Annotated in this window: 24 protein-coding genes and 1 tRNA gene; 19 read left to right on the forward strand and 6 right to left on the reverse strand. The window is 62.7% G+C overall.

Features of this window, described 5'->3' with window-relative positions; all coding sequences use genetic code 11:
* Positions 1 to 195: 195 nt before the first annotated feature.
* From MESCI_RS29720 to MESCI_RS29730, 3 genes are all read left to right on the forward strand, one after another.
* Complete coding sequence (locus MESCI_RS29720) at positions 196 to 405, forward strand: hypothetical protein (RefSeq protein ID WP_013533611.1); 210 nt, start codon at positions 196 to 198, stop codon at positions 403 to 405.
* Positions 395 to 670 carry a type II toxin-antitoxin system RelE/ParE family toxin gene (locus MESCI_RS29725; RefSeq protein ID WP_013533612.1) on the forward strand — a complete coding sequence of 92 codons (276 nt, stop codon included), beginning with the start codon at positions 395 to 397 and terminating at the stop codon, positions 668 to 670. Before MESCI_RS29720 ends, MESCI_RS29725 begins: the two co-directional genes overlap by 11 nt.
* A 120-nt stretch (positions 671 to 790) precedes the next feature.
* Positions 791 to 4,276 (forward strand): PAS domain-containing hybrid sensor histidine kinase/response regulator, encoded by a 3,486-nt coding sequence (locus MESCI_RS29730; RefSeq protein WP_164919983.1) that lies wholly within the window; start codon positions 791 to 793, stop codon positions 4,274 to 4,276.
* A gap of 3 nt (positions 4,277 to 4,279) precedes the next feature.
* Here the strand turns inward: MESCI_RS29730 and MESCI_RS29735 are convergent, their stop codons facing one another.
* Positions 4,280 to 4,939 carry a response regulator transcription factor gene (locus MESCI_RS29735; protein ID WP_013533614.1) on the reverse strand — a complete coding sequence of 220 codons (660 nt, stop codon included), beginning with the start codon at positions 4,937 to 4,939 and terminating at the stop codon, positions 4,280 to 4,282.
* 120 nt (positions 4,940 to 5,059) lie between these two features.
* Positions 5,060 to 5,488, reverse strand: a complete 429-nt coding sequence (locus MESCI_RS29740; protein ID WP_013533615.1) for a hypothetical protein — start codon at positions 5,486 to 5,488, stop codon at positions 5,060 to 5,062.
* A 184-nt stretch (positions 5,489 to 5,672) separates the two neighbouring features.
* Here MESCI_RS29740 and MESCI_RS29745 point away from each other — a divergent pair, with 184 nt between their 5' ends.
* Together MESCI_RS29745 and MESCI_RS29750 are read left to right on the forward strand one after the other, a co-directional pair.
* Entirely contained in the window at positions 5,673 to 6,023 is a 351-nt protein-coding gene (locus MESCI_RS29745; RefSeq protein WP_164919984.1) for a DUF952 domain-containing protein, read from the forward strand.
* A complete protein-coding gene (locus MESCI_RS29750) occupies positions 6,020 to 7,096 on the forward strand; it encodes a quinone-dependent dihydroorotate dehydrogenase (protein ID WP_013533617.1) in 1,077 nt (358 codons plus the stop codon). The genes MESCI_RS29745 and MESCI_RS29750 overlap by 4 nt, the downstream gene beginning before the upstream one ends.
* A gap of 266 nt (positions 7,097 to 7,362) precedes the next feature.
* Here MESCI_RS29750 and MESCI_RS29755 read toward each other — a convergent pair whose 3' ends face one another.
* The gene (locus tag MESCI_RS29755) at positions 7,363 to 8,736 is read right to left on the reverse strand and encodes an MATE family efflux transporter (protein ID WP_013533618.1); all 1,374 of its coding nucleotides are present in this window, start codon (positions 8,734 to 8,736) and stop codon (positions 7,363 to 7,365) included.
* A 132-nt stretch (positions 8,737 to 8,868) separates the two neighbouring features.
* Here MESCI_RS29755 and MESCI_RS29760 point away from each other — a divergent pair, with 132 nt between their 5' ends.
* Complete coding sequence (locus MESCI_RS29760) at positions 8,869 to 9,774, forward strand: histone deacetylase family protein (protein WP_013533619.1); 906 nt, start codon at positions 8,869 to 8,871, stop codon at positions 9,772 to 9,774.
* A gap of 97 nt (positions 9,775 to 9,871) precedes the next feature.
* Here MESCI_RS29760 and MESCI_RS29765 read toward each other — a convergent pair whose 3' ends face one another.
* Positions 9,872 to 10,135: a DUF6460 domain-containing protein gene (locus MESCI_RS29765; protein WP_013533620.1), complete on the reverse strand. Its 264-nt coding sequence runs from the start codon at positions 10,133 to 10,135 to the stop codon at positions 9,872 to 9,874.
* 457 nt (positions 10,136 to 10,592) lie between these two features.
* Here MESCI_RS29765 and MESCI_RS29770 point away from each other — a divergent pair, with 457 nt between their 5' ends.
* The 10 genes from MESCI_RS29770 (at position 10,593) to MESCI_RS29815 (ending at position 20,125) form a co-directional block, all read left to right on the forward strand.
* Positions 10,593 to 11,210, forward strand: a complete 618-nt coding sequence (locus MESCI_RS29770) for an outer membrane protein (RefSeq protein ID WP_013533621.1) — start codon at positions 10,593 to 10,595, stop codon at positions 11,208 to 11,210.
* A 315-nt stretch (positions 11,211 to 11,525) separates the two neighbouring features.
* Complete coding sequence (locus MESCI_RS29775; RefSeq protein ID WP_013533622.1) at positions 11,526 to 11,918, forward strand: hypothetical protein; 393 nt, start codon at positions 11,526 to 11,528, stop codon at positions 11,916 to 11,918.
* A gap of 40 nt (positions 11,919 to 11,958) precedes the next feature.
* Complete coding sequence (locus tag MESCI_RS29780) at positions 11,959 to 12,633, forward strand: response regulator (protein ID WP_013533623.1); 675 nt, start codon at positions 11,959 to 11,961, stop codon at positions 12,631 to 12,633.
* Entirely contained in the window at positions 12,630 to 14,129 is a 1,500-nt protein-coding gene (locus tag MESCI_RS29785; protein WP_013533624.1) for a sensor histidine kinase, read from the forward strand. Before MESCI_RS29780 ends, MESCI_RS29785 begins: the two co-directional genes overlap by 4 nt.
* Positions 14,130 to 14,209: 80 nt before the next feature.
* Positions 14,210 to 15,199: a glycosyltransferase gene (locus MESCI_RS29790; protein WP_174299097.1), complete on the forward strand. Its 990-nt coding sequence runs from the start codon at positions 14,210 to 14,212 to the stop codon at positions 15,197 to 15,199.
* Positions 15,192 to 15,893 carry a class I SAM-dependent methyltransferase gene (locus tag MESCI_RS29795; RefSeq protein WP_013533626.1) on the forward strand — a complete coding sequence of 234 codons (702 nt, stop codon included), beginning with the start codon at positions 15,192 to 15,194 and terminating at the stop codon, positions 15,891 to 15,893. The genes MESCI_RS29790 and MESCI_RS29795 overlap by 8 nt, the downstream gene beginning before the upstream one ends.
* Before the next feature lie 10 nt (positions 15,894 to 15,903).
* Complete coding sequence (locus MESCI_RS29800; protein WP_245458386.1) at positions 15,904 to 16,338, forward strand: GtrA family protein; 435 nt, start codon at positions 15,904 to 15,906, stop codon at positions 16,336 to 16,338.
* 40 nt (positions 16,339 to 16,378) lie between these two features.
* Entirely contained in the window at positions 16,379 to 17,860 is a 1,482-nt protein-coding gene (locus MESCI_RS29805) for a hypothetical protein (protein ID WP_013533628.1), read from the forward strand.
* Between the two features lie 196 nt (positions 17,861 to 18,056).
* Positions 18,057 to 19,970 (forward strand): acyltransferase family protein, encoded by a 1,914-nt coding sequence (locus MESCI_RS29810; protein WP_013533629.1) that lies wholly within the window; start codon positions 18,057 to 18,059, stop codon positions 19,968 to 19,970.
* Between the two features lie 81 nt (positions 19,971 to 20,051).
* Positions 20,052 to 20,125, forward strand: a tRNA-Gly gene (locus MESCI_RS29815).
* 2 nt (positions 20,126 to 20,127) lie between these two features.
* On the opposite strand, the gene MESCI_RS29820 is transcribed toward MESCI_RS29815, so the two are convergent.
* Positions 20,128 to 20,364 carry a hypothetical protein gene (locus MESCI_RS29820; RefSeq protein WP_013533630.1) on the reverse strand — a complete coding sequence of 79 codons (237 nt, stop codon included), beginning with the start codon at positions 20,362 to 20,364 and terminating at the stop codon, positions 20,128 to 20,130.
* Between the two features lie 130 nt (positions 20,365 to 20,494).
* Positions 20,495 to 21,484, reverse strand: coding sequence for a LysR family transcriptional regulator (locus MESCI_RS29825; protein WP_013533631.1), 990 nt, complete (start codon positions 21,482 to 21,484; stop codon positions 20,495 to 20,497).
* Positions 21,485 to 21,795: 311 nt separating this feature from the next.
* Here MESCI_RS29825 and chvE point away from each other — a divergent pair, with 311 nt between their 5' ends.
* From chvE to mmsB, 3 genes are all read left to right on the forward strand, one after another.
* Complete coding sequence (chvE, locus tag MESCI_RS29830) at positions 21,796 to 22,866, forward strand: multiple monosaccharide ABC transporter substrate-binding protein (protein WP_013533632.1); 1,071 nt, start codon at positions 21,796 to 21,798, stop codon at positions 22,864 to 22,866.
* Positions 22,867 to 22,989: 123 nt separating this feature from the next.
* On the forward strand, positions 22,990 to 24,522 hold the full coding sequence (mmsA, locus tag MESCI_RS29835) for a multiple monosaccharide ABC transporter ATP-binding protein (protein ID WP_013533633.1): 1,533 nt from the start codon (positions 22,990 to 22,992) through the stop codon (positions 24,520 to 24,522).
* Entirely contained in the window at positions 24,519 to 25,805 is a 1,287-nt protein-coding gene (gene mmsB / locus MESCI_RS29840) for a multiple monosaccharide ABC transporter permease (protein WP_013533634.1), read from the forward strand. Before mmsA ends, mmsB begins: the two co-directional genes overlap by 4 nt.
* Positions 25,806 to 26,101: the final 296 nt, after the last annotated feature.

Below are 26,101 nucleotides of genomic sequence, written 5' to 3' on the forward strand. Positions count from 1 at the left end.
TGCAAATCGACACAGATGCCGCCGAATCACTGCAAAACGACCACGCTGGACCAGATTGCCGCCGAGCACGGCATGGGCCCCTGGTTGTTGACGCGAGCGATCAATCGCTCTTTGCAAGGTTTCCCGCATTGACGGCACGGCAAAGCCAGCATTGAATTTCTGGAAATTATAGGCGTTTTCGCCTATAATGTTCTCATGAACATGCTCGAAACCATCAGCATTGATGTTTATCCGTGGGCGGCTCCAACAAAGGAGCAGCGCGCTTGGTTTGACGCGCTTTCGCCCGACGAGAAGCGGAAAGCGATTCAGGCGGCGATCAACGAAGGTTTTGAGAGCCCGGTCAGCGAAAAGTCGATCGACGACATTATTCGGGAAGGGCGTGCCGAACTCCCGCATGCGCCATAGGATAACGCATCGCGCCGAACGCGATCTGAAAGACATTTACCGACACACCTTCGAAAACTTCGGCCACACTCAGGCCGAAAAGTACCTGCGCGAACTCGACGCGGTGTTTGAGTTGCTCGGCGACTATCCGAGTATGGGCCGGCTCTATGAAGGCAGGACCCATCAGTTCGTCCACGGCAAGCACATCATCCTCTATCGCATGGGTTTGGAGGAGGTCGTCATTGGCCGTATTTTCCACGGCGCTCAGCGGCGATCTTCACCATAACGACACCGACGCGCCGCCCTGATAGCCGTCCTGCACAGCTCTGCAATGGACTCGGACGCCAAGCTGTGGTTGCGTCCGGGCAAGCCGGATAGAAAGACGGCAGAGGAGGAAAGTCCAAGCGTGCAGGGCTTGTTCATCGTCATCATCGCGGTCGCCTATGTGACGCTGCTGTTTGCCATCGCCAGCCTCGGCGACCGCCGCTCGGCCATCTCCGAGCCGAGCCGGGGGCGGCCTTTCATCTATGCGCTCAGCCTCGCGATCTACTGCACATCCTGGACTTTCTTCGGCTCGGTCGGCCTCTCTTCCGAACGCGGCCTCGAATTCCTCGGCATCTATACGGGCCCGGTGCTCGTCTTCGTGTTCGGCTTCCCGCTGCTCAACCGCATCGTGCGGCTGGCCAAGACCGAGAAGATCACCTCGATCGCGGATTTCCTCGGCGCACGTTACGGCAAGAGTTTCACCGTCGCGGCGATCGCCACGCTGATCGCCACCATCGGCGCGGTGCCCTATATCGCGCTGCAGTTGAAGGCGATCTCCGGTTCGGTCAGCCTGATGGTCGAGCACTATACGGGATCGCCGCCTTCGTTCGATCCCTTCGTCAGCGACATCTCGCTGGTCGTCGCCATGCTGTTGGCGCTGTTCGCGGTGCTGTTTGGAACCCGTCACGCCGACGCCACCGAACACCAGGACGGGCTGGTGCTGGCGGTGGCGGTCGAAACCGTCGTCAAGCTCGCCGCCTTCCTGGCGATCGGCCTGATGGTCACCTTCCTGATCTTCGGCGGCCCGGGCGACATGTTCGACAAGCTCGCCGAGAACGCGCAGGTCCGGCAGGCGATGAGCTACAACACCTCGCTCGCCACCTGGCTGGTGCTGACGTGCCTCAGCGGCTTTGCCATCATCATGCTGCCGCGGCAGTTCTACGTCACCATCGTCGAAAACCGCGGCGAGGCCGAACTGCGCACCGCGACATGGGTGTTCCCGCTCTACCTCGTGGCGATCAACCTGTTCGTGCTGCCGATCGCCTTCACCGGCCTGTCGCTGGTCGGCGCCGGAACCAGCAGCGATCTCTATGTGCTGTCGCTGCCCCTGTTCAGCGGCCATGATGTGCTGGCGATGGCGGCTTTCATCGGCGGCCTGTCGGCGGCGACGGCGATGGTGATCGTCGAAAGCGTGGCGCTGTCGATCATGATCTCCAACGATCTCGTCATTCCGCTGTTCGTGCGCCGCCTGCTCAAGACCTCGACCTCCGAGACCGAGGATTGGTCGACGCTGATCCTCAATGTGCGGCGCGGGGCGATCTTCATCCTGTTGTTCATCGCCTTCCTCTACTACCGCGAGAGCACCAACAGCGCGCGCCTGTCGTCGATCGGCCTGATGTCGTTCGCGGCCATCGCCCAGTTCGCCCCCGCCCTGATCGGCGGGCTGATCTGGCGCGGCGCCAACGGCCGGGGTGCGGCACTCGGCATGGTCGCCGGCATCCTCGTCTGGGGCTACACACTGCTCCTGCCGTCGCTTGCCGCGGCCGATACCGGCATCATCGTGCACGGGCTGTTCGGCTTCGAGGCGCTGCGGCCGCAGGCCCTGTTCGGCACCGTCGCCGAACCGCTGAACCACGGCGTGTTGTGGAGCCTGTCGATCAATGCGGTGTTTTTCGTGCTTGGCTCGCTGTCGCGCGCGTCGGTGCCGCTGGAACGCATCCAGGCGTCGATCTTCGTGCCGCGCGATGCCGGCCCGATGCCCAGCCTGCGCCGTTTCCGCACCGCCATCACCGTCAACGACCTGAAGGACACGATCGGGCGCTATCTCGGCGTCGAGCGCACCGAGCGCTCTTTCCAGTCGTTCGAAAAGACCAACGGAACCTCGCTGCACGGCAACGAACAGGCGAGCATGGACGTCATCCGCTTTTCCGAGCAGCTGCTGGCCAGCGCCGTCGGCTCCTCCTCGGCACGGCTGATCCTGTCGCTGCTGTTTCGGCGCCACGACCGCGAATCCCGAGATGCCTTCCGCTTGCTCGACGACGCCACCGAGGCGCTGCAGCACAACCGCGACCTCTTGCAGATCGCGCTCGACCAGATGGAACAGGGCATCACCGTCTTCGATCGCGATTTCCGCCTGATCTGCTGGAACCGCCAGTACCGGGCGCTGTTCGACCTGCCCGACGAGATGGGCCAGGTCGGCGTCTCGCTCGACCGCATCCTGCGCCATCTCGCCGAGCGCGGCGACATTCCCGCCGATCAGCGTGTGGCCATGCTCAACCGGCTGACCAGCTTCGTCAGCCCGTGGCAGATGGAGCTGAAAACCTCGGGCCGCATCCTGGAACTGCGTTCCAACCCGATGCCGGACGGCGGCATCGTCGCCACCTATGCCGACATTTCCGGGCGCGTCGAGCAGGACCTGGCACTGAAGCGTGCCAATGAATCGCTGGAGCAGCGCGTCAAGACGCGCACCATCGAGCTGACCCGGGTCAATGAGGAACTGGCGCAGGCACAGATGCTGGCCGAGGAGGCCAATCTCGGCAAGACGCGCTTCCTCGCCGCCGCCGGCCACGACATCCTGCAGCCGCTGAACGCCGCCCGGCTCTATTGCTCCTCGCTGATCGAGAAGGCCGGCAAGGGGCCTGCCGGCAAGGCGGCCGTGAACATCGAATCCTCGCTGGAATCCGTCGAGACCATTCTCGGCGCCGTGCTCGACATCTCCCGCCTCGATGCCGGCGCGATGAAGCCGGATGACACCGCCTTCAACCTCGACGGATTGCTGCGCCAGATCGGCAACGACTTCCGGCCGCTGGCCGCCGAAAAGAAGCTCGAGCTGACCATCATGCCGTCATCGTTGACGGTGACGACGGACCGCAATTTGCTGCGCCGCCTGATCCAGAATCTCGTCTCCAACGCCATCAAATACACGCGCCACGGCCGCGTCCTGGTTGGCGTCAGGCGGCGCGGCGAATTGGCCGAGATCCAGGTGATCGACACCGGCATCGGCATCGCCGGCGACAAGCTGAACACCGTCTTTCGCGAATTCACCCGGCTCGACGAGGGCGCGCGCGAGGCCGAGGGCCTCGGTCTCGGCCTCTCCATCGTCGACCGCATCGCCCGGGTGTTGCGCCTGGAGATCCGCATCTTTTCCAGTCCGGGCAAGGGCACGCGATTCTCCGTTATCCTGCCCGTCGCGGCCGTGCAGGCACGACGCGAGATCGAAGCCAGGGCTCCCGCCCGCGCGACGGCCTCGCTGGCCGGTCTGCACGTGCTGTGCATCGACAACGACGCCCGCATCCTCGAAGGCATGCGGCTCCTGCTCGAAGGCTGGGGTTGCAACGTCGACACCGCGTCCGGTTCAAAGGATCTGGAGACCGCGAAGATACACCGCCCGGACATCGTCCTTGCCGACTACCATCTCGACGGCGAAACCGGTCTCGAACTCGTCGTCAGGCTGCGTGCGATCCATGGCGACACCCTGCCGGCCGTGCTGGTCACCGCCGACCGCTCCAACGAGGTGCGCACGGCCGCCGGCGGGCTCGAGATTGCGGTGATCAACAAACCGCTCAAACCAGCGGTACTGCGCTCGATGATGGCCAGGGTCAGGCCGCTGGCGCCGGCGGCGGAATAGGGTCTAACCCGCCGGCTGCAGCGGGTCGCTGCCGATCTTGGACAGCAGGATCACCGCCTGGGTGCGGCTGTCGACGCCGAGCTTCTGCAGGATGGCGGAGACATGCGCCTTGATGGTGGCCTCGGAGACGCCGAGTTCATAGGCGATCTGCTTGTTGAGCAGGCCCTCGGCCAGCATGCCGAGCACCCGGGTCTGCTGCGGCGTCAACGCCTGCAGCCGCTTGATCAGGTCGGATATTTCAGGGTCGCGCTCGGTGCCGAGATCGACGCCGACGGGTGCTGCAATATCGCCGGCAAGCACCGATTGCACGGCGCTGCGGATTTCTTCCATGCTGGCCGATTTGGAGATGAAGCCGGAAGCGCCGAGGTCGAGCGCCCGCCTGATGGTCGCCGGATCGTCATGCGCCGACACCACGACCAGCGGCACCGCCGGATGAATGCCACGCAGCGAGATCAGGCCGGAGAGGCCGCTGGCGCCCGGCATCGACAGGTCGAGCAGCACCAGATCGACGTCCTCGTTGGCCACGACCAGCGCCTTGGCGCTCTCGAAATCGCCGGCTTCATGGATGGCGGCGACATTGCCGATGCCGGCGAGCGCTTCGCGCAGCGCACCGCGAAACAGCGGGTGATCGTCGGCGATGACGAAAGAATGGCCTGCCGGCAAATGTCCCTCCCCGAATCCCCGATGATTTTTGGCTTTTCGGGTTCAACTGGACGATTATGAGCGGCTGCGCGCTGTTTTCAAGCGGCAAAGCCAGTGCGCCGCCTCCCGTGGTTGAAACGCTCAGGTCTTCTGCGAATTGGGCTGGGCGCCGTTGTCCTTGTCCATATCCCTGACGATGCCCATGAAGCCGCGCAGGAAGCGCTCCATGTAGCCCATCGTCTTGTTGAAATCCTCTTCGCTCGGCAGTTTCGATTCGAGGCGGGCGGAGAGCGAATTCTCGAGCTTGGTGACGCGCTCGTCCATCGCCTTCATCGAGGTCTGCAAGCGGTCGACCTCGTCCTGGAAAGCGGCGCGTTCGTCGGCCGCCATCTTGCAGACGAGCTGGCCGGAGCGTTCGTCGCAGATCGACATGGCGCCGGTCTGGGTGTCCATGCGGATATAGCCGGTGGCCGACTTTTCCAGCCGGTAGCGGTCGGTTTCTTCCGAATAAGCTGAAGCCGCGACCAGCGAAACGAGCGCGGCGGGGATCAAGATGTGCTGCAGACGCATGTTGTCCTCCATGGCAAAGGCCTCAGATATCGCATGTTTGCGCCGGAAATGGGGAAGACCCTTGGCGTGGCCTTTCCCGAATGGCTGGTTCGGAACCTTTTGAAGCAATTCCCAAGGGAGCGCTATGCGCTTTTCCCAGGAAAACCGTTTCACACTTTTCCTGGAACTGCTCTATAGCGCAACCATGTCTCAGATTATCTACAAGATAACCCCGCAGGCGCTTTGGCGCGAGGCCGAAAAGCATGGCCGCTTCACCGGCGCGCCGATTGATGTCGCAGACGGCTTCATCCACTTCTCCACGGCGGCGCAGGTCAAGGAAACGGCGGCAAAGCACTTTGCCGGCCAGACCGACCTTCTGCTGGTCGCCATCGACGGCGCCAGCCTGGGTGCTGCGCTGAGATACGAGGTCTCGCGCGGCGGTGCGCTGTTTCCGCATCTTTATGGTCCGCTCGGCCTCAAGGCTGTGCTGTGGGTCCGGCCACTGCCGCTTGGCTCCGATGGTGTGCACCAGTTCCCGGCACTGGAGGGGCAATGAGCGTGCTCGACCGGCTCGGCCAGAAGCTGCTGTTCGCCTTCGATCCGGAAACCGCGCATGGCCTGTCGATCGCGGCCTTGCGATGCGGCGTTCCGGTTGGTGCACCAGCGATCCGCGACCACAGGCTGACGGTCAGCATCTGCGGCCTCGATTTCCCCAATCCGCTCGGCATGGCGGCCGGCTATGACAAGAACGCCGAAGTGCCCGACGCGCTGCTTGGCCTGGGCTTCGGCTTTGCCGAGGTCGGCACGATCACGCCGCTGGCGCAGGCCGGCAATCCGAAGCCGCGCATTTTCCGGCTGACGGCCGACGATGCGGTGATCAACCGATTGGGCTTCAACAATGAAGGCCATGCGGCGGCCGAAAAGCGCCTTGCCACGCGCAAGGGGCGTGGCGGCATCGTCGGCGTCAACATCGGCGCCAACAAGGACAGCAGCGACCGCATCGGCGACTATGAGCGCGGCGTCGCCCGGTTTGCGCAATACGCCAGCTATCTGACCGTCAACATCTCCTCGCCCAACACGCCGGGCCTGCGCAACATGCAGGCGCGTGAGCAGCTTGGCGAGCTCTTGTCGCGGGTCATGGCCGCGCGCGCCGCGGCAAGCGCCCAGCCGCCGGTGTTCCTGAAGATCGCGCCGGATCTGGTCGAGGCAGAGCTGGAGGACATCGCCGCCGAAGTCACGGAAAAGCGGGTGGACGGCGTCATCGTCTCCAACACCACCATCTCCCGACCGCCACTGCGCAGCGGCGACACCGCACGCGAGAGCGGGGGGCTCTCCGGCAAGCCGCTGTTCGAGCGTTCGACCATCGTGCTGGCGAAGATGCGCAACCTGCTCGGGCCGGAGCTTGCCATCGTCGGCGTCGGCGGCGTCGATTCCGCCGATACGGCGCTGGACAAGATCCGTGCGGGTGCCGATCTGGTGCAGCTCTACACCGGCATGATCTATGCCGGGCCTTCGCTGCCAGGCCGTATTCTTTCCGGAATGGCCCGTTTCGTCGAAAAAGAACGGCTGAAGTCGATTTGCGAGTTGCGCGACAGCCGCCTCGACTTCTGGGCGTCCAGGCAACTCTGAACTGCTCTCAGGAGCGCAGGTCGCGGCTGACGGCCCGCTCGCTGATGGTGCAACGAACTCGGGTCGACGGGTTCCTTCGGAGCTTTCGCCGGGCGTTGGCTGACGGCGCATCAAACAAAAAACCCGCCAGTGCGGCGGGTCATTGGCGCAAATCAGCACCATGGGCAAAAATCTACCATAGCTGAGATCACCGAGTCAAGAAAAAATTCCTATCGCGAAGCAGCCGCTCGGTGTCCTGGAGGGCGCAGGGCCTTCCGGGGCACCGTCTAAAACGCCGTCCGCACCCTGAGCTTCAGGATCGTCAGCAGGCTGAAGCCTCGCACCAGCAGGAAGACGTGCAGCGCCGCCCACAGTCCAGTGTTGCCGAAGGCGGGCGCAAGGGTCAGCAGCGCGGCCGCGAAAACCAGGAACGACAGCAGCATCATGTTGCGCATGTCGCGAGACCAGGTCGCGCCGATGAAGACGCCATCCATCTGGAACGCCAGCACACCGCTCAGCGCCGTGAATGCCGCCCATGGCAGGTAGATGTCGGCCACCGAACGGACGTCCTCCGATGTCGTCACGAGAGCGACCAGATTGGCGCCACCAGACAGCATTACCAGCGTCGCGGCTCCCGCCAGCCCGAAACCCCAGAACAGCGTCAGCCGCACGGCCTGGCGGAACGGTGCGGCGGCACGTGCGCCGACGGCACGGCCCGCCAGCTGTTCGGCGGCGGTGGCAAAGCCATCGAGGAAATAGCCGGCGACGAGGAAGAAATTCATCAGCACGGCGTTGGCGGCCAGCGTCACCGTGCCGAACTGCCCGCCCTGGCGGGTGAACAATGCAAAGGCGGCGAGCAGCGAGAACGAACGGATCATGATGTCGCGGTTGAGCGACAGCATGCGCAGGAAGGCGGTCATGTCGAGCAGGCGATGGCGCGGCAAGGGCGGGGCCGCGCGAAACCGGCGGATCACGATGGCCAGGCCGAGCAGCATGGCCAGGAACTCGCCGGTGACGGTCGCCCAGGCAACGCCGGCGACGCCCCAGCCAAGTTCCAGCCCAAGCAGGAAGCACAGCGCGATGTTGATGCCGTTCAGCACCAATTGCAGCACCAGTCCAAGCCCGCCCTCGCCGCGCCCCAGCACGTAGCCGAGGATGGCGTAGTTGATCAGCGAAAAGGGGGCTGCAAGCAGCCTGATCCTGATGTAGACGCCCATCGCCTCGCTGACGCGCGGTTCGGCGCCCATGAATTTTTGCCCGGCGATGGCGACCAGCGGCGCAAGGGCAGCGAGCACGATGCCGGCGATAACCGCGATCAGCACGGCTCGCCAGAACACTGCCTGTTCCTCCAGGGCATCGCCACGCCCAAATGCCTGTGCGACAAGGCCGGTGGTGCCCGAGCGCAGGAAATTGAAAGAGGTGAAGACGACGTCGAAGATCAGTGCGCCGGCAGCCAGGCCGCCGAGCAAGGCGGCATCGCCGAACTGGCCGACGACAGCCGTGTCGACCAGGCCGAGCATCGGCGTCGTCAGATAGGCTAGCGTCATCGGCACCGCGATGGCGAGCACGGAGCGGTTGGTGACGACAAATGATCCGGAGTGAAGCGGCGATCCCGAGAGGATCGGGGATCCGGCGTCGGCTGGGGTTGCACCTTTGTCCAAGGATTGCTGCCTTGCTGATTGCGGCTTGATGGAACCGTCGATGTGCCCCATTTTCCGGCCACCGCGCAATCACCTATCCCTTGACGGCCAACCGAAATCCCGGTCTGGCGTGAGCCAGCCGGATACGAGTTCATGCCTCTGCAGATCGTCCATCATCCCGACTACGACGCCGGCTTCGCCGTCAACCATCGCTTTCCGATGAGCAAATATCCCTTGCTGATGGAGGCGCTGCGGACACGCGGCCTCGCCGGCCCCGAGGCGCTCAGCACCGCCGAACCGGCGCCGGCTTCATGGCTGGAGCTTGCCCATGCGGCGGACTATGTCGACCAGGTCATCAACTGCCGCGTGCCCGAAAAGATCGAACGCGAGATCGGTTTTCCGATCGGACCCCGCGTCTCGCTGCGCGCGCAGCTTGCCACCGGCGGCACGGTGCTGGCGGCGCGGCTGGCCTTGCGCCACGGTATCGCCTGCAACACCGCCGGCGGCAGCCACCATGCGCGGCGCGCGCAAGGCGCGGGCTTCTGCACCTTCAACGATGTCGCCGTCGCCGCATTGGTGCTGCTGGCCGAAGGCGCGGCACGAAACATCCTGATCGTCGATCTCGACGTGCACCAGGGCGACGGCACGGCGGATATTCTCGCCGATGACCCGCGCGTGTTCACCTTTTCCATGCATGGCGACCGCAACTACCCAGTGCGCAAGATCGCCTCCGACCTCGATGTCGCGCTGCCCGACGGCACGGGTGACGCTGCCTATCTCGAGAGGCTCGCCGCCATCCTGCCGGAGCTGTCCGCCCAGGCGCATTGGGACATCGTGTTCTACAATGCCGGCGTCGACGTCCATGCAGATGACCGGCTTGGCAGGCTGTCGCTGTCGGATGACGGCCTGCGCGCCCGTGACGACATGGTCATCAGCCATTTTCGCGCGCAGGGCGTTCCGGTCTGCGGCGTCATCGGCGGTGGCTATTCCACCGATGTGCCCGCTCTTGCCGCGCGCCACGCCATCCTGTTCGAGGTCGCCGCAGGCCACGCCCGGTAGTTCTTCAAGCATGATCTCGGGACAAACGGTTTCCGTTTGTCCGAGAAAACCGGTTCCCAAGTTTCGCTGACGCGGACCTGCGGTTCGGGATCATGCTCTACTTCCGGTAGTTGGCAAGCCTGAGCAGGATGAAGGCCGGCACGACGATAGCCGCGCCCAGCAGGATATAGCCGAGGAAGCGGTCGATGGCGTGGAAGCCGAGATTCCACAGGTCCATGAAGAACTTCCGGATGCCGTAGAGCACATCCATCGGCGACCAGCCGAAGGCATTCATGACCAGGCCGACGAGGAAAGACACGACCAGCAGTTTCAGGATCACCTTGAGCGGCGAGTCGCCAAGAAAGCGCGTCAGTGCGGACAAGGCTCGTCTCCCGATTGAGGCACCCAGGCTCGAGGGCGTCGGCCAGACATACGCACTTGGCTTGTCCGCTTCAAGCCGGGAGTTTTGCGGGATGCCAACGGCCTGCACCGCGCGATTGCATGGCAGGCTTGTGCTGCCAAACGGACTAAACCCGCGCCAGACTGTTAAGTTTGCGTAAACAACATCGCTTTAATTTATTGAAAACAAAGCGAAAAACCTTCATTTTTCGATTTCCCGCAATGTGCGTGCAATTTTCGCCTGCGAGACGGTCGGCGTCTTTCAGGCGATTGGCCGCGCGGGGGATCTGACCCCCTACCACAACTGGCGAAAGCCAGTTCCAGGACCGCGCAACCATCCCTGAAAGACACCAAATCGGAGCCCGACCGCCTCAACGGTCGAGTTCTTCGGGAAACCTGCGCATCGATTGCCGGATGCGCGCGCGTGTTGGAGTAATGCAGTGTTCTCTCAAGCAAAGATCATCCTGACGGCAAGTGCCCTTGCCATGTGCCTCCTGGGGCCGGCGATGGCCGCCGACCTTTCGCCCGCCTACAATGATCCCCCCGCGTTCCAGTGGAGCGGCGCCTATGTCGGCGTGCATGGCGGCACGGCGTTCACCGGGATGCCGAACCCGTTTGCCGGCAGGAATGGTCTCAGCGGCGGCTTTCAGGCCGGCTACAACCAGCAGATGGGTCCAGCGGTTCTCGGTGCCGAGATCGAGGGCTCCTATCTGGGCGGCGCCGAGCACGACGTCCGGGGCGGCAAGATCAAGGAAAAATGGCGCGGTGCCGCCAAGGCCAAGGCCGGCTTGAGCTTCGACCAGACGCTGCTGTTTGGAACCGGCGGCGTCGCCATGACCAAATTCGACAAGGGCGACAAGGTGAACGGTATCGACGGGTGGAAACTCGGCTATCTGGTCGGCGGCGGCATCGAGCAGGGTTTTGCCGGCGGCCTCTCGGCCAAGGTCGAATATGACTATGTGCGCACCCCAGGCGTCGAAACGACGTCCGCCCTGGGCAAATCCAAGGCGACGATCGGCAGCCATGAACTGAAGGCCGGCATCAACTACCGGTTCTAGGGCAGGCCATGGGTTCCGTCGAACCTGTTTTGTATTTTGCTCGAACGACCTTGCGCGGCGCCCGGATGCAACGGGGCCGCGCGATTGCTTTGCCTCCATCCGCACCGTCATCGACGCGTGTCGGCAGACCGCATTTGTGTGCCAGGTCCTGCGTAATGCCGATGCAATCTTCACACCCTAAAGCGCGTCGCATCGAAACGGATCATGCGGCCCGCTTCAGGTTTTGTTTTGTGCATGTCGTTGTCCCAAAACCGGGACCACTTTTGGGCGACATGCATTCGGTGCCGCGGATGACCTTGATGACGGGAATCGGATATGTCCAAACGCAGCGCAAACCATCTGGTGTGGATCTCCAAGGCGTTCTTCATCGCGATCGTGCTGGTGCTGACGGGATGCGCCTCCGACATCATGAAGAACTACATCGGGCAACCGGTCGAATCGGTCATTCTGGACTACGGGCCGCCGACCGCCGTCGTTGATCTCGGCCGGGGCGAGCGGGCCTATCAGTGGCGGAAAATATCCACCAATGCGGTTTCCGGAAGCTCCAGCGGCGAAGTTCGCCACACAAAACACGGAACCGTCTACGAAGAAACCGAAACGCCTGGCTATATCGAGCGCCAGGAATGCTTCTATACGTTCTATGCCCGCGCCTCGGGCGGCAGATGGTTCATCACCAATTTTCGTCAACCGAAGCTGGAATGCGAATGAATTGCCACAGCGTGCCGGCTGCCTGTGACGGAGAGTGCGCATGCGCATCCTGCTGATCGAGGACGAGCCGGAAATGGCCTCGGTGCTGAAGACCGCGCTCGAGCGCCAGGACATCATCGTCGACCATGCCGCGACACTGGCGGATGCCGAAGCCGTGGCGCGGCTCGGCCACCATGACGCGGTGGTGCTGGACCGCCGTCTGCCGGATGGCGATGGCCTCAGCCTGATCCCGCGCCTGCGGGCCTTGCATCTGGACGTGCCGGTGATCGCGTTGACGGCGCTCAGCGGGCTCGACGATCGCGTGGCGGGGCTCGACGCCGGCGCCGACGACTACATGGTCAAACCGTTCGCCACGGTGGAACTGGTCGCCAGGCTCAATGCCTTGCACCGGCGTTCGTTCACCACGCGTGCCAATCAGGTGATGGTCGGCCGCCTCACCTATGATTTCCGCCATCGCGAGGCGCTTGTCGAGGACCAGGCGCTGGAACTGCCGCGGCGCGAGCGGCTGGTGCTCGAAACGCTCATCCGCAGGCCGGGGCGGACGATCATGCGCGGGGCGCTGGAAGAAGCCGTCTATGCTCTCGACGACGAGATCGGCTCCAATGCATTGGATGCGCACATTTCGCGGCTGCGTCGCAAGCTCGACGACGTCGCTGCCGGCATCGAGATCAGGGCGATCCGCAACCTCGGTTATCTCTTGCGGGCCGCCTCGTGAAGAAGCCGCGCGCGCGATCGCTGCAATGGGTGCTGGTGCGCCGGATGATCCTGCTGCAGGCGGCGACGCTTCTTGTCTTCATCGTGCTGTGCGCGGCCGCGCTGTGGATCGCCGATCCACGGCTTCTTGTCGACAACGAGGCTGCCGTCGCCACCCTCAAGGATGCCGTCGATCGTGACGGCAACGGCAGATTGATCGTCCATGAGACCGATGGGTTGCGTTCGTTTCGTGAGGGTTTCCCAAATGTCTGGTACATCATCCGCGACAACAACGGCCAGAGCATCCGCTTCGGCAACATACCCGACGTCTACACCAGGAATTTTGGCGATCTGCTGGGCCAGGTCGATCACGCCACCGTCGGATTTTCCGAAGATGATTTGAGGCCGGAGGCCTATCTCGAAAGGGTTTCGACCAAGGCTGGCACGGTTCAGATCATTGCCGCGACGCGATCGTCGCGGGAAGAGACCGACGGCCTCGAAGTCACCATTTCGGCCACCATCGACGTCGCCAAGAACCCGGACGGCAGCAGGAACTGGGAGAAGGCGCTTCCCGCTCTCGCGGCCATCATCGTCATCCTGCTGCTGCCGATCGTCCTCGTCATGGGAGCCACGACCCTGGTGACGACGCCAGCCGTCGTGCGCCGGTCGTTTGCCGGCCTCGTCGACACCGTCCAGCAGGCCGCGCGCATCGACATCGGAACCCGTGCGATGCAACTGCCGGTCAAGAATGTGCCGCAGGAGATCGCGCCGCTGGTGCATGCCTTCAACCAGACGCTGGCGCGCCTCGCCCAGGGCTATGACCGGCACAACCGCTTCCTCACCGACGCGGCGCACGAACTGCGCACGCCGATCGCCATCCTGCGCACGCGCGCCGAATTGCTGAAGCAGGAACCGCAAAGCGCGCGCCTGCTGCATGACATCGAGCGCCTGTCGCATCTTGCGCAACAGCTGCTCGACCACCAGCTGCTCGACCGCCCGGCGGACCAGCGCCAGATCATAGACCTCTGCGATCTTGTCGGCTGGGTCGCCGCCGACTTCGCCCCGCTCGCCATCGAAGCAGGCTACGATCTTGCCTTCGAGCCGCCAGCCAACAAGGTCCATGTCGAGATCAACGTGCTGCAGATCGAGCGGGCGCTGGCAAATCTCGTGCGCAATGCCATCGATCATGGCGGCGGTTCCGGCACGATCACCATAGCGATCGATGAAAACGGCGGCGTCGAAATCCGCGACGAAGGCCCAGGCATTCCAGCCGATGAGCACGAGAACGTTTTCGAGCCCTTCTACCGACTGCGGCCGCAATCGCGCGGCGCGGGCCTGGGATTGAACCTTGCCCGGCAGATCGCACTGCTGCACGAAGGCTCCATCCGGATATTGGCCGGCTCCTGGCAAGGCGCCCGCATCCGCATGGAATTGCCGGTTCGGGCGGTGGCCGCGTGCGGCAGAAATGATGGCCGGCCCACGGTTGCGGCCGATCCCGCTGGCTTATCTGTTTTCTAACCAATTGCCGCTATTCCCAATCGGATAGCGGGAGCAAGGCTTTGGTGGAGACGGAGAGAAACACCGCGCGACGCGGCGTCATGCTGTCGGTGGTCATCCCATGCTACAACGAGCTGGATGGCGTGGCCGAACTGCATCGGCGGGTAACGGCCGCATGCCTTGGGCAAGGCCCTTCCTACGAGATCGTCCTTGTCGTCGATGGCGCGACCGACGGTACGCGCGAGGCCATTCTGCAGCTGGCCGAAAAGGACGACCATATCGTCGCCATCGACCTTGCCCGCAATTACGGCCACCAGATCGCGTTGAGCGCCGGGCTCGAATTCTGTCGCGGCCAGCGCATTCTCATTCTCGATGCCGACCTGCAGGATCCGCCTGAACTGCTCGGCGCGATGATAACGAAGATGAACGAAGGCTTCGATGTGGTTTACGGCCAGAGGCTGACGCGCGATGGCGAAAGCTGGTTCAAGCTCGCCTCCGCGTCCATGTTCTATCGCTTGCTGCGCCGGATGGTGGACGTCGACATAGCCCCGAATACCGGTGATTTCCGGCTGATGAACCGGCGCGCGCTCGACCATCTGAACGCGATGCCAGAACGCTACAGGTTCATTCGCGGCATGGTGAGCTGGATCGGGCTGAGACAGGTGGCTTTCCCCTATGAGCGGCACCGCCGCTTTGCCGGCACCACCCACTATCCGCTGAAGAAAATGCTTCTCCTGGCGATCGACGCGATGACCAGCTTCTCCATCGTGCCCTTGCGCTTCGCCTCGCTGCTCGGAATGGCATTCGGGCTCCTGGGGCTGGTCGTGCTCGGCTACACGCTGCTCGAATGGTCGGTCGGAAACGTGTTGCCCGGCTGGACCAGCCTTGCCGCGATCGTGCTGATCCTCGGCAGCGTCCAGCTTATGGTGCTCGGAATCTTCGGCGAGTATCTCGGGCGCATGTACATGGAGACAAAGCGGCGGCCGCTCTACTTCGTCAACGAGATCGTTTCGCGCAGCCAGGCAGTGGAGGACGGCGAATTGCCGGTCCATCGCCTGCAGGAGATGGCGAAAAGAGCCGCGCGTGGTTGAGGCGGAATTCGACCAGTTTGCGCGGGAATATCAGGAGCAGCATGCCGCAAGCATAAGGCTGAGCGGCGAAAACCCGGATTTCTTCGCCAGGTACAAGATCGACGACGTCGCCGCGACGCTGCGGCGGGCCGGTGTCAAACCGCGACGAATACTGGATTTCGGCGCCGGCGTCGGCAATTCGCTCGGCCATATGCGCAACGCGTTTCCCGACGCGGAGATCACCTTGCTCGATCCTTCGCGGGAATCGCTCGACATCGCCAGCAAGCGCTTTCCCGGCCAGGCCGCCTTCACGCATTTCGACGGCAAGACAATTCCCTTTGCCGACGGCAGCTTCGACCTGGCCTTCGCGGCCTGCGTCTTCCACCATATCCCCGAGAACCTGCAGATCGGACTGTTCGCCGAGATCGGCAGGGTGCTGGCCTATGGCGGCAGCTTCTTCGTCTTCGAACACAATCCTTGGAACCCGCTGACCACGCACGCGGTGAGGAACTGTGCCTTCGACGAAAACGCGGTTTTGATAAATTCGCGCGAGATGCGCGGGCGCATGGCCGAGGCGGGCCTTGCCAATACGAGGATCGTCTACCGGATTTTCTTTCCTCGGATGCTTGCGAGACTGAGGCCGTTCGAGCGCTTCCTCACCAAGGTACCTGTCGGAGCCCAATATTTTGCGCATGTGGTCAAGCCTGCCGTTTGACTTCCCGAGGATGCTGCGATTTGGCGCCGTCGGTCTGTTGAACACGGCGCTGGGATACGCGGTCATTCTGGCCGGGCTTGCGCTGGGTCTGGGCGACATCCTTGCCAACGCCACGGGCTATGCCGCCGGCCTTGTCCTCGGCTTCTTCCTCAACCGCCAATGGACCTTCAGCAGAGCCGATGGCTTCAAGCCCGGGACCGCGCTGCGCTATGGGGGTGTCTTTCTGGTCGCCTACAGCATCAATCTGGCCGTCGTAATCGCCGCCCGTTCAGCAGGCATCGTCGAAAACCCGCTGGTCCACCTCGCGGGAATCTGCGTCTATTCGGTTGTTTTCTATCTTGGCTCGGCTCGCTTCGTGTTTGTGGGGCGTGGGGACGACAGCACCGACCGCACAGTTCGGGTGGCCGACAAGCCTCGGCGGCAGCCCGCCAATCCAACACCTTGAACACCCAACTGTCACCGGAACCGATTAGAGGCGGCGCAGCATGAACGACGCTCAGGCCAGTGCGGCGGCCGCGACATACAACGAGCGGAGCAGGCTGATCTTCTGCCTGCTCGCGGCCTTGGCGATGGCGGGTGCGTTGGGTGCCCAGGCAGGCGCCACCCTGCAGGATCCCGACAGCTGGTGGCAAGTGAAGGTCGGTCTGGATTTCCTGACTAACCGGACATTTCCGACCGTCGATCCCTATTCCTACACGTTTGCCGGCCAGCCCTGGATTGCCAAGGAATGGCTGGGGCAGGTCCTGCTGGCTCTTGCCTACCGGGCGGGCGGCTGGAACGGGGTCGTCACCGCGATCATCGCCTCGATCTCACTGACGGTTTTCCTGATGGGGTGGTTTCTCAGCGCATGGCTGAAGCCGATCCTGGCGATTACACTGGCGTTCGCCGCGGTGTTCCTGATCAACCCGATCTTCACGGCGCGTCCGCATGTCTTCACCTTCCCGATCATCGTCATCTGGACAGCGGTCCTCTTCGGTGCGGCAAGGGAAGAACGGGCGCCGCCCTGGTGGCTGCTTGTGCTGGTCGTATTATGGGCGAACCTGCACGCCACCTTCACCTTGAGCTTCGTCATCGCGGCTTTCGCCGGTCTCGATCTGCTGGCGCGCACGGGCCTGTCGAAACCGTCCCTGCTGGCGAAGTGGATCGCGTTCGGCCTGCTTTGCCCGCTGGTGAGCCTGATCCACCCCTACGGCGTCCAGGCCATCCTCGCGACGCTCGCCGTGGCCTACGGCAATGAGGCGGTGTCGCTGATCATGGAATGGAAACCGTTCAGTCAGCCGGACAGTCCTGTCCAGGAAGCGGCGATGCTGCTGGCGCTTTTCGGGCTTCTGGTGTCCCGGTTGCGAATTGGCTGGGCCAAGGCGTTGTTCGTCGTCTTCACCCTGCATGTCTATCTCGCCCATGTGCGCTTCATGTATCTGTTCTTCCTGCTGATTCCGCTGGTGATGGCGGCCGAGGTCGCACAGCAATATCACTCGCTTTCAGCCACCGCATGGCTGGCCGAAAAGCGCGACGGGCTGGAGAGATTCTTAGCCAGACGGTTCTACGCCATCTGCGGCACGGCAGCCGTTCTGCTGATCGGCGGGATCGCCGTGCTCGGCAGCGCCTATCAGGTCGCGCCGAGCCCGAAGACATCGGCCAGCGGGGCGCTGGCCTTCGCGCAAAGCCATCATCTGTCCGGCAATGTGTTGAATTCCTACAATTTCGGCGGCACGCTGATTTTCCATGGGTTCAAGACCTATATCGACGGACGGACGGACCAGCTGTTCCTGGGCGGCTTCACAAAGAGCGACAACGACACCGGACGCGGAGACGGCAAGCCGCTCCTCGAAGCCCGCCTGAAGAAATACGCAATAGATTGGGCGCTGCTGTCGGCCGACGACAGCCGGATTCCCTTCTTCGACCAGTTGGGCTGGAAACGGGCCTACTCGGACGAATACGCGGTAATCTATCTGCCCGGCGCCTGATCCTGTGCGTTCCTGGCGGATTTCGCGACAGCCAATATATGCCTTGACACCCATGTTGCAGCGCAGCAAAATTGCTGCCTGAGGGTAAGCCTGTGAGACCGACGAGCCGGGATTTTCAGCACGACCGAAGGCATCGCCGCATGAGCGTGTCGGGTGCGGCCGCACGGATCATGGTGGTCGCGCGCGAGCCGGCCGGATGAACTACCGGCGCGACATCGACGGCCTGCGGGCCGTTGCGGTGCTGCCCGTCGTGCTCTTCCATTTCGGCGTGTCCGCCATTCCTGGCGGCTTCACCGGTGTCGACATCTTCTTCGTCATATCGGGCTATCTGATCAGCGGCAGCCTGCTCGATGATCTTGAGCGGGGCCAGTTCTCGATCGGCCGCTTTTACTGGCGCCGCGCCCGGCGCATCCTACCGGCGCTGACTTTCGTCATCCTGCTCGCGAGCATTGCCGCCTGGTTCATCCTTCTGCCTTCGGATCTCCACGAATTCAGCCTTAGCGTGATCGCCGCCTCGACCTTCTGGTCGAATATCTATTTCTGGAAAACGACGAACTATTTCTCCATCGACGCAGAACTGCGGCCGCTCCTGCACACATGGTCGCTTTCGGTGGAAGAGCAGTATTATATCTTCGCGCCGATCCTGCTTTATCTGATCCACCGATACGTCTCGAAGCGCTGGCTGACGGTACTTCTGCCGATGGCCGTCGGCAGCTTTGCCCTGGCAGTCATAGCAACCTCGCTGGCACCGACGGCAGGCTTCTATCTCTTGCCGACGCGCATATGGGAGCTGGCGCTGGGCGCCATGCTGATGTTGCGGAAGCCTCCGGTCCCAGCCGGTCGGCTGGCGGTGGAACTGATCGGCCTCGCCGGCTTTGCCCTGATTGCGTTTGGCTTTGTGATGATTTCGGACAGCGATCCGTTTCCCGGCTACAATGCCCTATTCCCCTGCATCGGAACAGCACTGCTGATCTATGCTGGCCAGGATAACGCCGACAGGCCGGCACCTGTCGCCACTCGCGTGCTTCGGTTGGCGCCGCTGGTCTGGGTCGGCCTGATTTCCTATTCGCTTTACCTCGTCCACTGGCCGATCAACTCGTTCGTCCATTATCTCTCGCTGAAGACCGTCGGTGTGCCAACGATTGTCGCGATGACGGTGGCCAGTTTCGCCCTGGCGGCATTCTCCTGGAAATATATCGAGCAGCCCTTCCGCCAGAAACGAGCCTATACCGCACCGCTGCCTATCTTCGCCTTTTCGGCGACGGCCATCGCGCTGCTGTGCGCCGGTGGTTTGGCCGGTGCACTGGGCAACGGTTTCCCGCAACGGTTCCCGGACTTCTCGACCGAACGTATCCGGGTCGGCGACTGGCGCAACGGCATCTGCTTCAACGAAAACGGGACCCGCATCGAAGACTGGAATCTCGCCGACTGCACCCGTACAACGGGCTTTGCCACCAATGTGCTGCTGTGGGGCGATTCTTTCGCTGCCCATTATGTATCGGGACTTGAGCCCAACGCCCAGAAAATCCAGGCCAATGTCATCCAATACACCTATGCCGGCTGTCCGCCCGACCTGACCTATTTTTCCCATGCTCGGCCCGCCTGCACCCGCTTCAACGAACGGGCCTTGTCGATCATTCGCGACGCAAACATCCAGGCGGTGATCCTGAGCGGCCGATGGACCGACTACCAGGCCAGGGGCTTCGCCGGCCTGCAGAAGACGATCGACCGGCTTCGCGAGATGGGGGTCAAGGTCTATACCGTCGGCCAGTCTCCGGAATTCATCGCCGACGTCCAGAAGATCGCTTTCTTGGCGAAGCGGGAGCATGCCGGAACCACATCCTGGCCTATGGCTATGGATCCGGGCATCAACGCACGGGTTCTGCCGTTCACCAAAGGGGCCGATTTCATAGATCCGCTGACGTATCTGTGCGACTCGGCCGGTTGTTCATACGCCGACGCCAAGACCAATGAATTTCTCTACTTCGACTATGGCCACTTCTCTTCCGCCGGCGCGACGCTGGCCATCTCGAAATACTGGCCAAGTTTCGCCACCAGCGATAAGATCGCGAACGCAAACCGGCAATTCACGGCCGCGGGCGTGCCCTGATCTGCAGCACGACGGCGTCGTGCCGAAACGGACCGCTTTGCGATTGCCCGAAGGCCAACCCTCATGGTAACGAGGGCAAACGCGGGTATGATGTAATGGTAGCTTGTCAGCTTCCCAAGCTGAACGCGCGGGTTCGATTCCCGCTACCCGCTCCAGCCTATGGCGTCAGAACCATTTCAGCGCCTGCCTGTTCGTCGAACACAACCGAGCAGCCTCTCGCCAGCGCCACTGCTGCGAGGGCGTTTGCCGCCGCGTCATCCGATGAAACGAAATCGCCGGTCAACACCCGCAATTCTTCCACGCCTTCAGCCATGGACACGAAATTGCCGACCGATCGATCGTGCTTGCAGGCCTCGATCACGCAAAGCAGGTCGATGATTTCGAAGCTGCGCATGTTCAGCCTCCAGAAGAAATCGTCCCTTGCAAGATCATGAACGCATCGGCGGGAAATAATGTTCCCAGTGCGCTTTCGCTTGCCTCGGCCTGGCGGCGCTTTCGCCGGAGAAGCTTACCTGAGCCAGCCATCATCCCACTTCCCTCAGAATGAAGTCGTGCAGCATCTTGGCGGCCGGCGACAGCGCGCGATTCCTCACCGTGATCAGGCTGTAGGGCCTGACCTCGATGTCGAATTCGGTCTGGACGACGTCGATGGCGCCGGCCAGCCCGTCAGGGTTCTGGATGAATTTCGCCACCTGGACAGAGACCGGTGCGATGGCATCGGATTGCGCGACCATGACCAGGGTCAGGAGCAGCGAACTGGTGTTCAGGATACGGTCCGGCAAAGCGATGTTGCGGTTGAGGAAGTTGCTCTCCATCGCCTGGCGCAAGGGCGAGCCGCCCGACTGGAAGACCCAGTCATAGGCGGCGGTGTCTTCCAGCCGCACCACGCTGCCCCTGGTGAGCGGGTGGCCACGGCGCACGATCAGGCAGGCTTTCTCGACGCCGATGACGCGCGACTCGAACAGCCGCGGATTGAGATCGTCCGGGATGCGCGCGATGATGAAGTCATGGCGCGTGGCGATCAGCTCGCGTGCCAGCACATTGGAGGTCTCGACCTGCATGGTGATCTCGATGCGCGGATAGATGCGGCGGATTTCACGAATTGCCGGCACCGCCAGCTCGATTGCCGGCGCGGTCACGGCACCCAGGAAAACCGAACCACCCTTGCCCGCCTTGAGCTCGGAAATCTCGCGGTCGACCTCGCGCATCTCCAGCAGGATCGAGCGCGCGCGCCTGGCCAAAGCCTTGCCGTATGGCGTCAAGGTGATGCCGCGCGGCAGCCTCTCGCACAGCCTGACCTCCAGCACCGCCTCCATCTCCGCGATCATGCGCGAGGCCGCCGGCTGCGAAATGTTCAGAACCTGGGCTGCCGCGCTGACCCGGCCATGGTCGTCGAGCGCGACGATCATGCGCATATGACGCAGACTGAGACCGCTGCGCAGCAGGGTTTCGCCATCGCCCGGTGCTTCTCTGTAACCATCTGAAGCTGTTGTCGGATTCGCTGGCCGCGCCATCGCTTTCCCTGCCTTCTGCTCGTGTACGACCGACATCGGGGTCAGCCCGTCACGTCGCAATACATATACCAACCATGATATAGCAACCATCAAAGATCGCATTTGACAGTTATGGCAAAGACCCACACCCTCCGCGCGTTCCAAGACGTGACGGTCGCCGACGAGAAAAATCGTATCGATTGAATCAGCGTCTCGGGGCCATGGGAGGATACCGGAGATCGATATGACGGCAGCGGTGCCTTGGCGCTTCTGCACGATTGCGCGGCCCGCGACCCCCGGGGTGCCGCGTCCATCAAACAGGGAGAGTTAAAGTGAAAATCATCAAGACACTGGCCGCCGTCGCGGCCCTTGGCATCGCTGCCATGACCTACTCGGCGCACGCAGCCGACAAGGGTCTCGTCGGCGTGCTGATGCCGACCAAGACCTCGCAGCGCTGGATCAATGACGGCGATGCCGTCAAGTCCCAGCTCGAGGCTCTCGGCTACACCGTCGACCTGCAATACGCGCAGGACGACATCCCCAACCAGCTCAGCCAGCTGGAAAACGAAATCACCAAAGGCCCGAAGGCGCTGATCATCGCTTCGATCGACGGCACCACCCTGTCGGATGCTCTGCAGAAGGCCGCTGACGCGGGCGTCGTCGTCGTCGCCTATGACCGCCTGATCAAGAAGACCGGCAATGTCGACTACTACACCACCTTCGACAATTTCGGCGTTGGCGTGATCCAGGCGAATTCGCTGGTCAAGGGCCTCAAGGAACGCTTCCCGAACACCAAGCCGTGGAACGTCGAACTGTTCGGCGGCTCGCCCGACGACAACAACGCCTTCTTCTTCTACAATGGCGCCATCTCCGTCCTGCAGCCGCTGATCGACGACGGCTCGATCAAGATCAAGTCCGGCCAGACCGGCATGGACAAGGTCGGCACGCTGCGTTGGCTCGCCGCCACCGCCCAGGCGCGCATGGACAATCTGCTGTCGGCCAACTATTCGGACGGCAGCCGCGTCGATGGCGTTCTGTCGCCCTATGACGGCCTGTCGCGCGGCATCACCGCCTCGCTGCGCGCCGTCGGCTACGGCACCGAGGCTCAGCCTTGGCCAATCGTGACCGGTCAGGACGCCGAGACCGCTTCGGTCAAGCTGATCATCTCGGGCGAGCAGTACTCGACCGTGTTCAAGGACACCCGCGAACTGGCCAAGGCCACCGTCGAGCTCGTCGACAAGGTGCTCTCGGGCGGCAAGCCGGACGGCCTCGATGAAAAGACCTACAACAACGATGTCAAGGTCGTTCCCTCGATCCTGTTGACGCCGCATGAAGTCGACAAGTCGAACTACCAGGCGCTGGTCGTCGACTCCGGCTACATCAAGGCCGACGAACTGAAGTAATCCCGGTTACAAAGTCAGGGGGTCCTGCGCAACGCAGGGCCCCTTTTCGTTCACCAGCGAGCCCGGTATTGTCACCGACCTCGCCGGCAATGTTTGCCGAGCTCTCAAGGAGCGGTAGTCCCCATGGCCCCGACGATTTTGGAGATGCGCGACATCACCAAGACGTTTCCCGGCGTGAAGGCGCTGTCGAACGTCAATCTCAGCGTCGAGGAAGGCGAGATCCACGCCGTGGTCGGCGAAAACGGCGCCGGCAAGTCGACGCTGATGAAGGTGCTGTCGGGCGTCTATCCCTCCGGCACCTATGACGGCCAGATCATCTTCCAAGGCCAGGAATGCCAGTTCAAGGGCATCCAGGACAGCGAACACAAGGGTATCGTCATCATCCACCAGGAGCTAGCGCTGGTGCCGATGCTGTCGATCGCCGAAAACATCTTCCTCGGCAACGAGCACGCGAAATTCGGCGTCATCGACTGGGACGCCAACGAGGAGCGCACCAGTGCGCTGTTGAAGAAGGTGGGCCTCAAGGAGGACCCCAAGACGCTGATCACCAATATCGGCGTCGGCAAGCAGCAGCTGGTCGAGATCGCCAAGGCGCTGAGCAAGGAGGTCAAGCTCCTGATCCTCGACGAGCCGACGGCATCGCTCAGCGAAAAGGACAGCCAGGCGCTGCTTGACCTGCTGCTCGAATTCAAGCGGCAAGGCATGACCTCGATCCTGATCTCGCACAAGCTCAACGAGATCAACCGGGTCGCCGACAAGGTGACGGTGATCCGTGACGGGCGCACCATCGAGACGCTGGCCAAGAAGGACATCTCCGAAGACCGCATCATCACCTCGATGGTCGGCCGTTCCCTCGACGACCGCTATCCGCCGCGCGAGCCTGATATCGGCGAGATCGTGTTCGAGGTGAAGAACTGGTCGGTCTATCACCCGCTCCATGCCGAGCGGCAGGTGATCAAGGGTATCGACATCAATGTGCGCAAGGGCGAAGTGGTGGGCATTGCCGGGCTGATGGGCGCCGGCCGCACCGAATTCGCCATGAGCCTGTTCGGCCGCTCCTACGGCCGCCGCATCACAGGCGAGGTGCTGCTCAAGGGCAAGCCGATCGATGTGTCCTCGGTAAGCAAGGCGGTCCAACACGGCATCGCCTACGTCACCGAGGATCGCAAGACCTACGGGCTCAACCTCATCGACCATATCAAGCACAACATCACGCTGGCCAATCTCGGCGGCGTGGCCCGCCACAGCGTGATCGACGACATGCGCGAGCTCGCCGTTGCCAACGACTATCGCAAGAAGACCAATATCCGCGCTTCCAGCGTCTATCAGTTGACCGGCAATCTTTCCGGCGGCAACCAGCAGAAGGTGGTGCTGTCGAAATGGCTGTTCGCCGACCCGGACGTGCTGATCCTCGACGAGCCGACACGCGGCATCGATGTCGGCGCCAAGTACGAAATCTACACGATCATCGCGCGCCTTGCCTCGGAGGGTAAGGCGATCGTGGTCATCTCGTCGGAAATGCCGGAATTGCTCGGCATCACCGACCGCATCTACGTCATGAACGAAGGGCGCATCGTGGGCGAAATGCCCGCCGCGGAAGCAAGCCAGGAAAAAATAATGCGCGCCATCGTTCGTGGAGAAGGAAAAGCAGCATGAGCACCGAAAGCGCCCCCGCCCCGCACGGCAATGTCGCCGAAGAGCAGCGCCCACGCATCGCCGTCTCGGCGCTGGCGACGAACCTGCGCGAATACGGCCTGATCATCGCGCTGATCGTCATCATGCTGTTCTTCCAGTTCACCACGTCGGGAACGCTGTTCAAGCCGGTGAACCTGAGCAACCTGGTGCAGCAGAACTCGTTCATCATCGTGATGGCGCTGGGCATGCTGCTGGTGATCGTTTCCGGCTATATCGACCTCAGCGTCGGATCGGTCGCCGGTTTCATCGGCGCGCTGGCGGCAAACATGATGGTCATCTGGCAACTTGGACCGCTCAGCAATCCGCTGGTGGTTTCGATCATCTGCCTCGTCGTGGGCGGCCTGATCGGGGCGGCGCAAGGCTACTGGATCGCCTATCACAGAATACCGAGCTTCATCGTGACACTGGCCGGCATGCTGATCTTCCGCGGCATCTGCCAGGCGCTGCTGGGCGGCGGATCCTCGGTCGGTCCGCTTCCCGACGACTTCAAAATGCTCAGCTCGGGCTTCATCCCGGATGTCATCGGCCCGCTGACGCTGATCCCGCCGACGGTGAACGCGGCCGGCAAGACCATCATGGGCAGCGGGCTGACGCTGCACATGACGACGATCGTGCTGGGCCTGATCGCCGTGCTGGCCTATGCCTATTTCGGGGTGAGGACGCGTCGCAAGCGCGAACGCCATGGCTATGAGGCCGAGCCCTTTGCCCTGTTCGTCGTCAAGACGCTGGTCGCCAGCGCCCTGGCGCTGTTCCTGGTCTATGAGTTCGCCAGCTACAGAGGCCTGCCGGTCGTGCTGCTCGTCATGGGCGTGCTGATCTCGCTGTTCGTCTTCGTCACCAAGCGCATGACCATCGGCCGCCGTATCTACGCCATGGGCGGCAATGCCAAGGCCGCGCAGCTGTCGGGCATCAACACCGAGCGGCTGACGCTGATGGTGTTCATCAATATGGGCGTGCTGTCGGCGCTCGGCGGCCTGATCATCGCGGCGCGACTGGGACAGGCGGTGCCGGCCGCGGGCCTCGGCAGCGAGCTCGACGTCATCGCCGCCGTCTTCATCGGCGGCGCCTCGGCGATGGGCGGCGTCGGTCAGGTCATCGGCGCGGTGGTCGGCGGCTTCATCATGGGCGTGATGAACAACGGCATGTCGATCATGGGCGTCAATGTCGACTGGCAGCAGGTGGTCAAAGGCCTGGTGCTGCTCGGCGCCGTGATCTTCGACGTCTACAACAAGAACAAGGCTTGAACGGACTTAAGAGCAATTCCAGGAAAAGTGTGAAACGGTTTTCCGCCCGGAATTGCGCCAAGACAATGAGAGTTAGAGCGGTTCGCCGTTTCCGTGAAACGGTGAACTGCTCTGGTCGAGGAAAGCAGGAGGCATACGATCGCGACGCTGCCGGCAACCCGCCGGTAACAGAAGTCCCTGAGGGACCAGGCCCGCGAGCGCAATCCGAACTGAGAATTTAAACCGTGGCATGGACGAGGTCCCGGCCGCGCTGAGCAAGGTTTGCCGTTTTGGCAGCCCTGCCAAGGCAAATGAGA

Source organism: Mesorhizobium ciceri biovar biserrulae WSM1271, from assembly GCF_000185905.1.
In the GTDB taxonomy this organism is placed as follows: Bacteria; Pseudomonadota; Alphaproteobacteria; order Rhizobiales; family Rhizobiaceae; genus Mesorhizobium; species Mesorhizobium ciceri.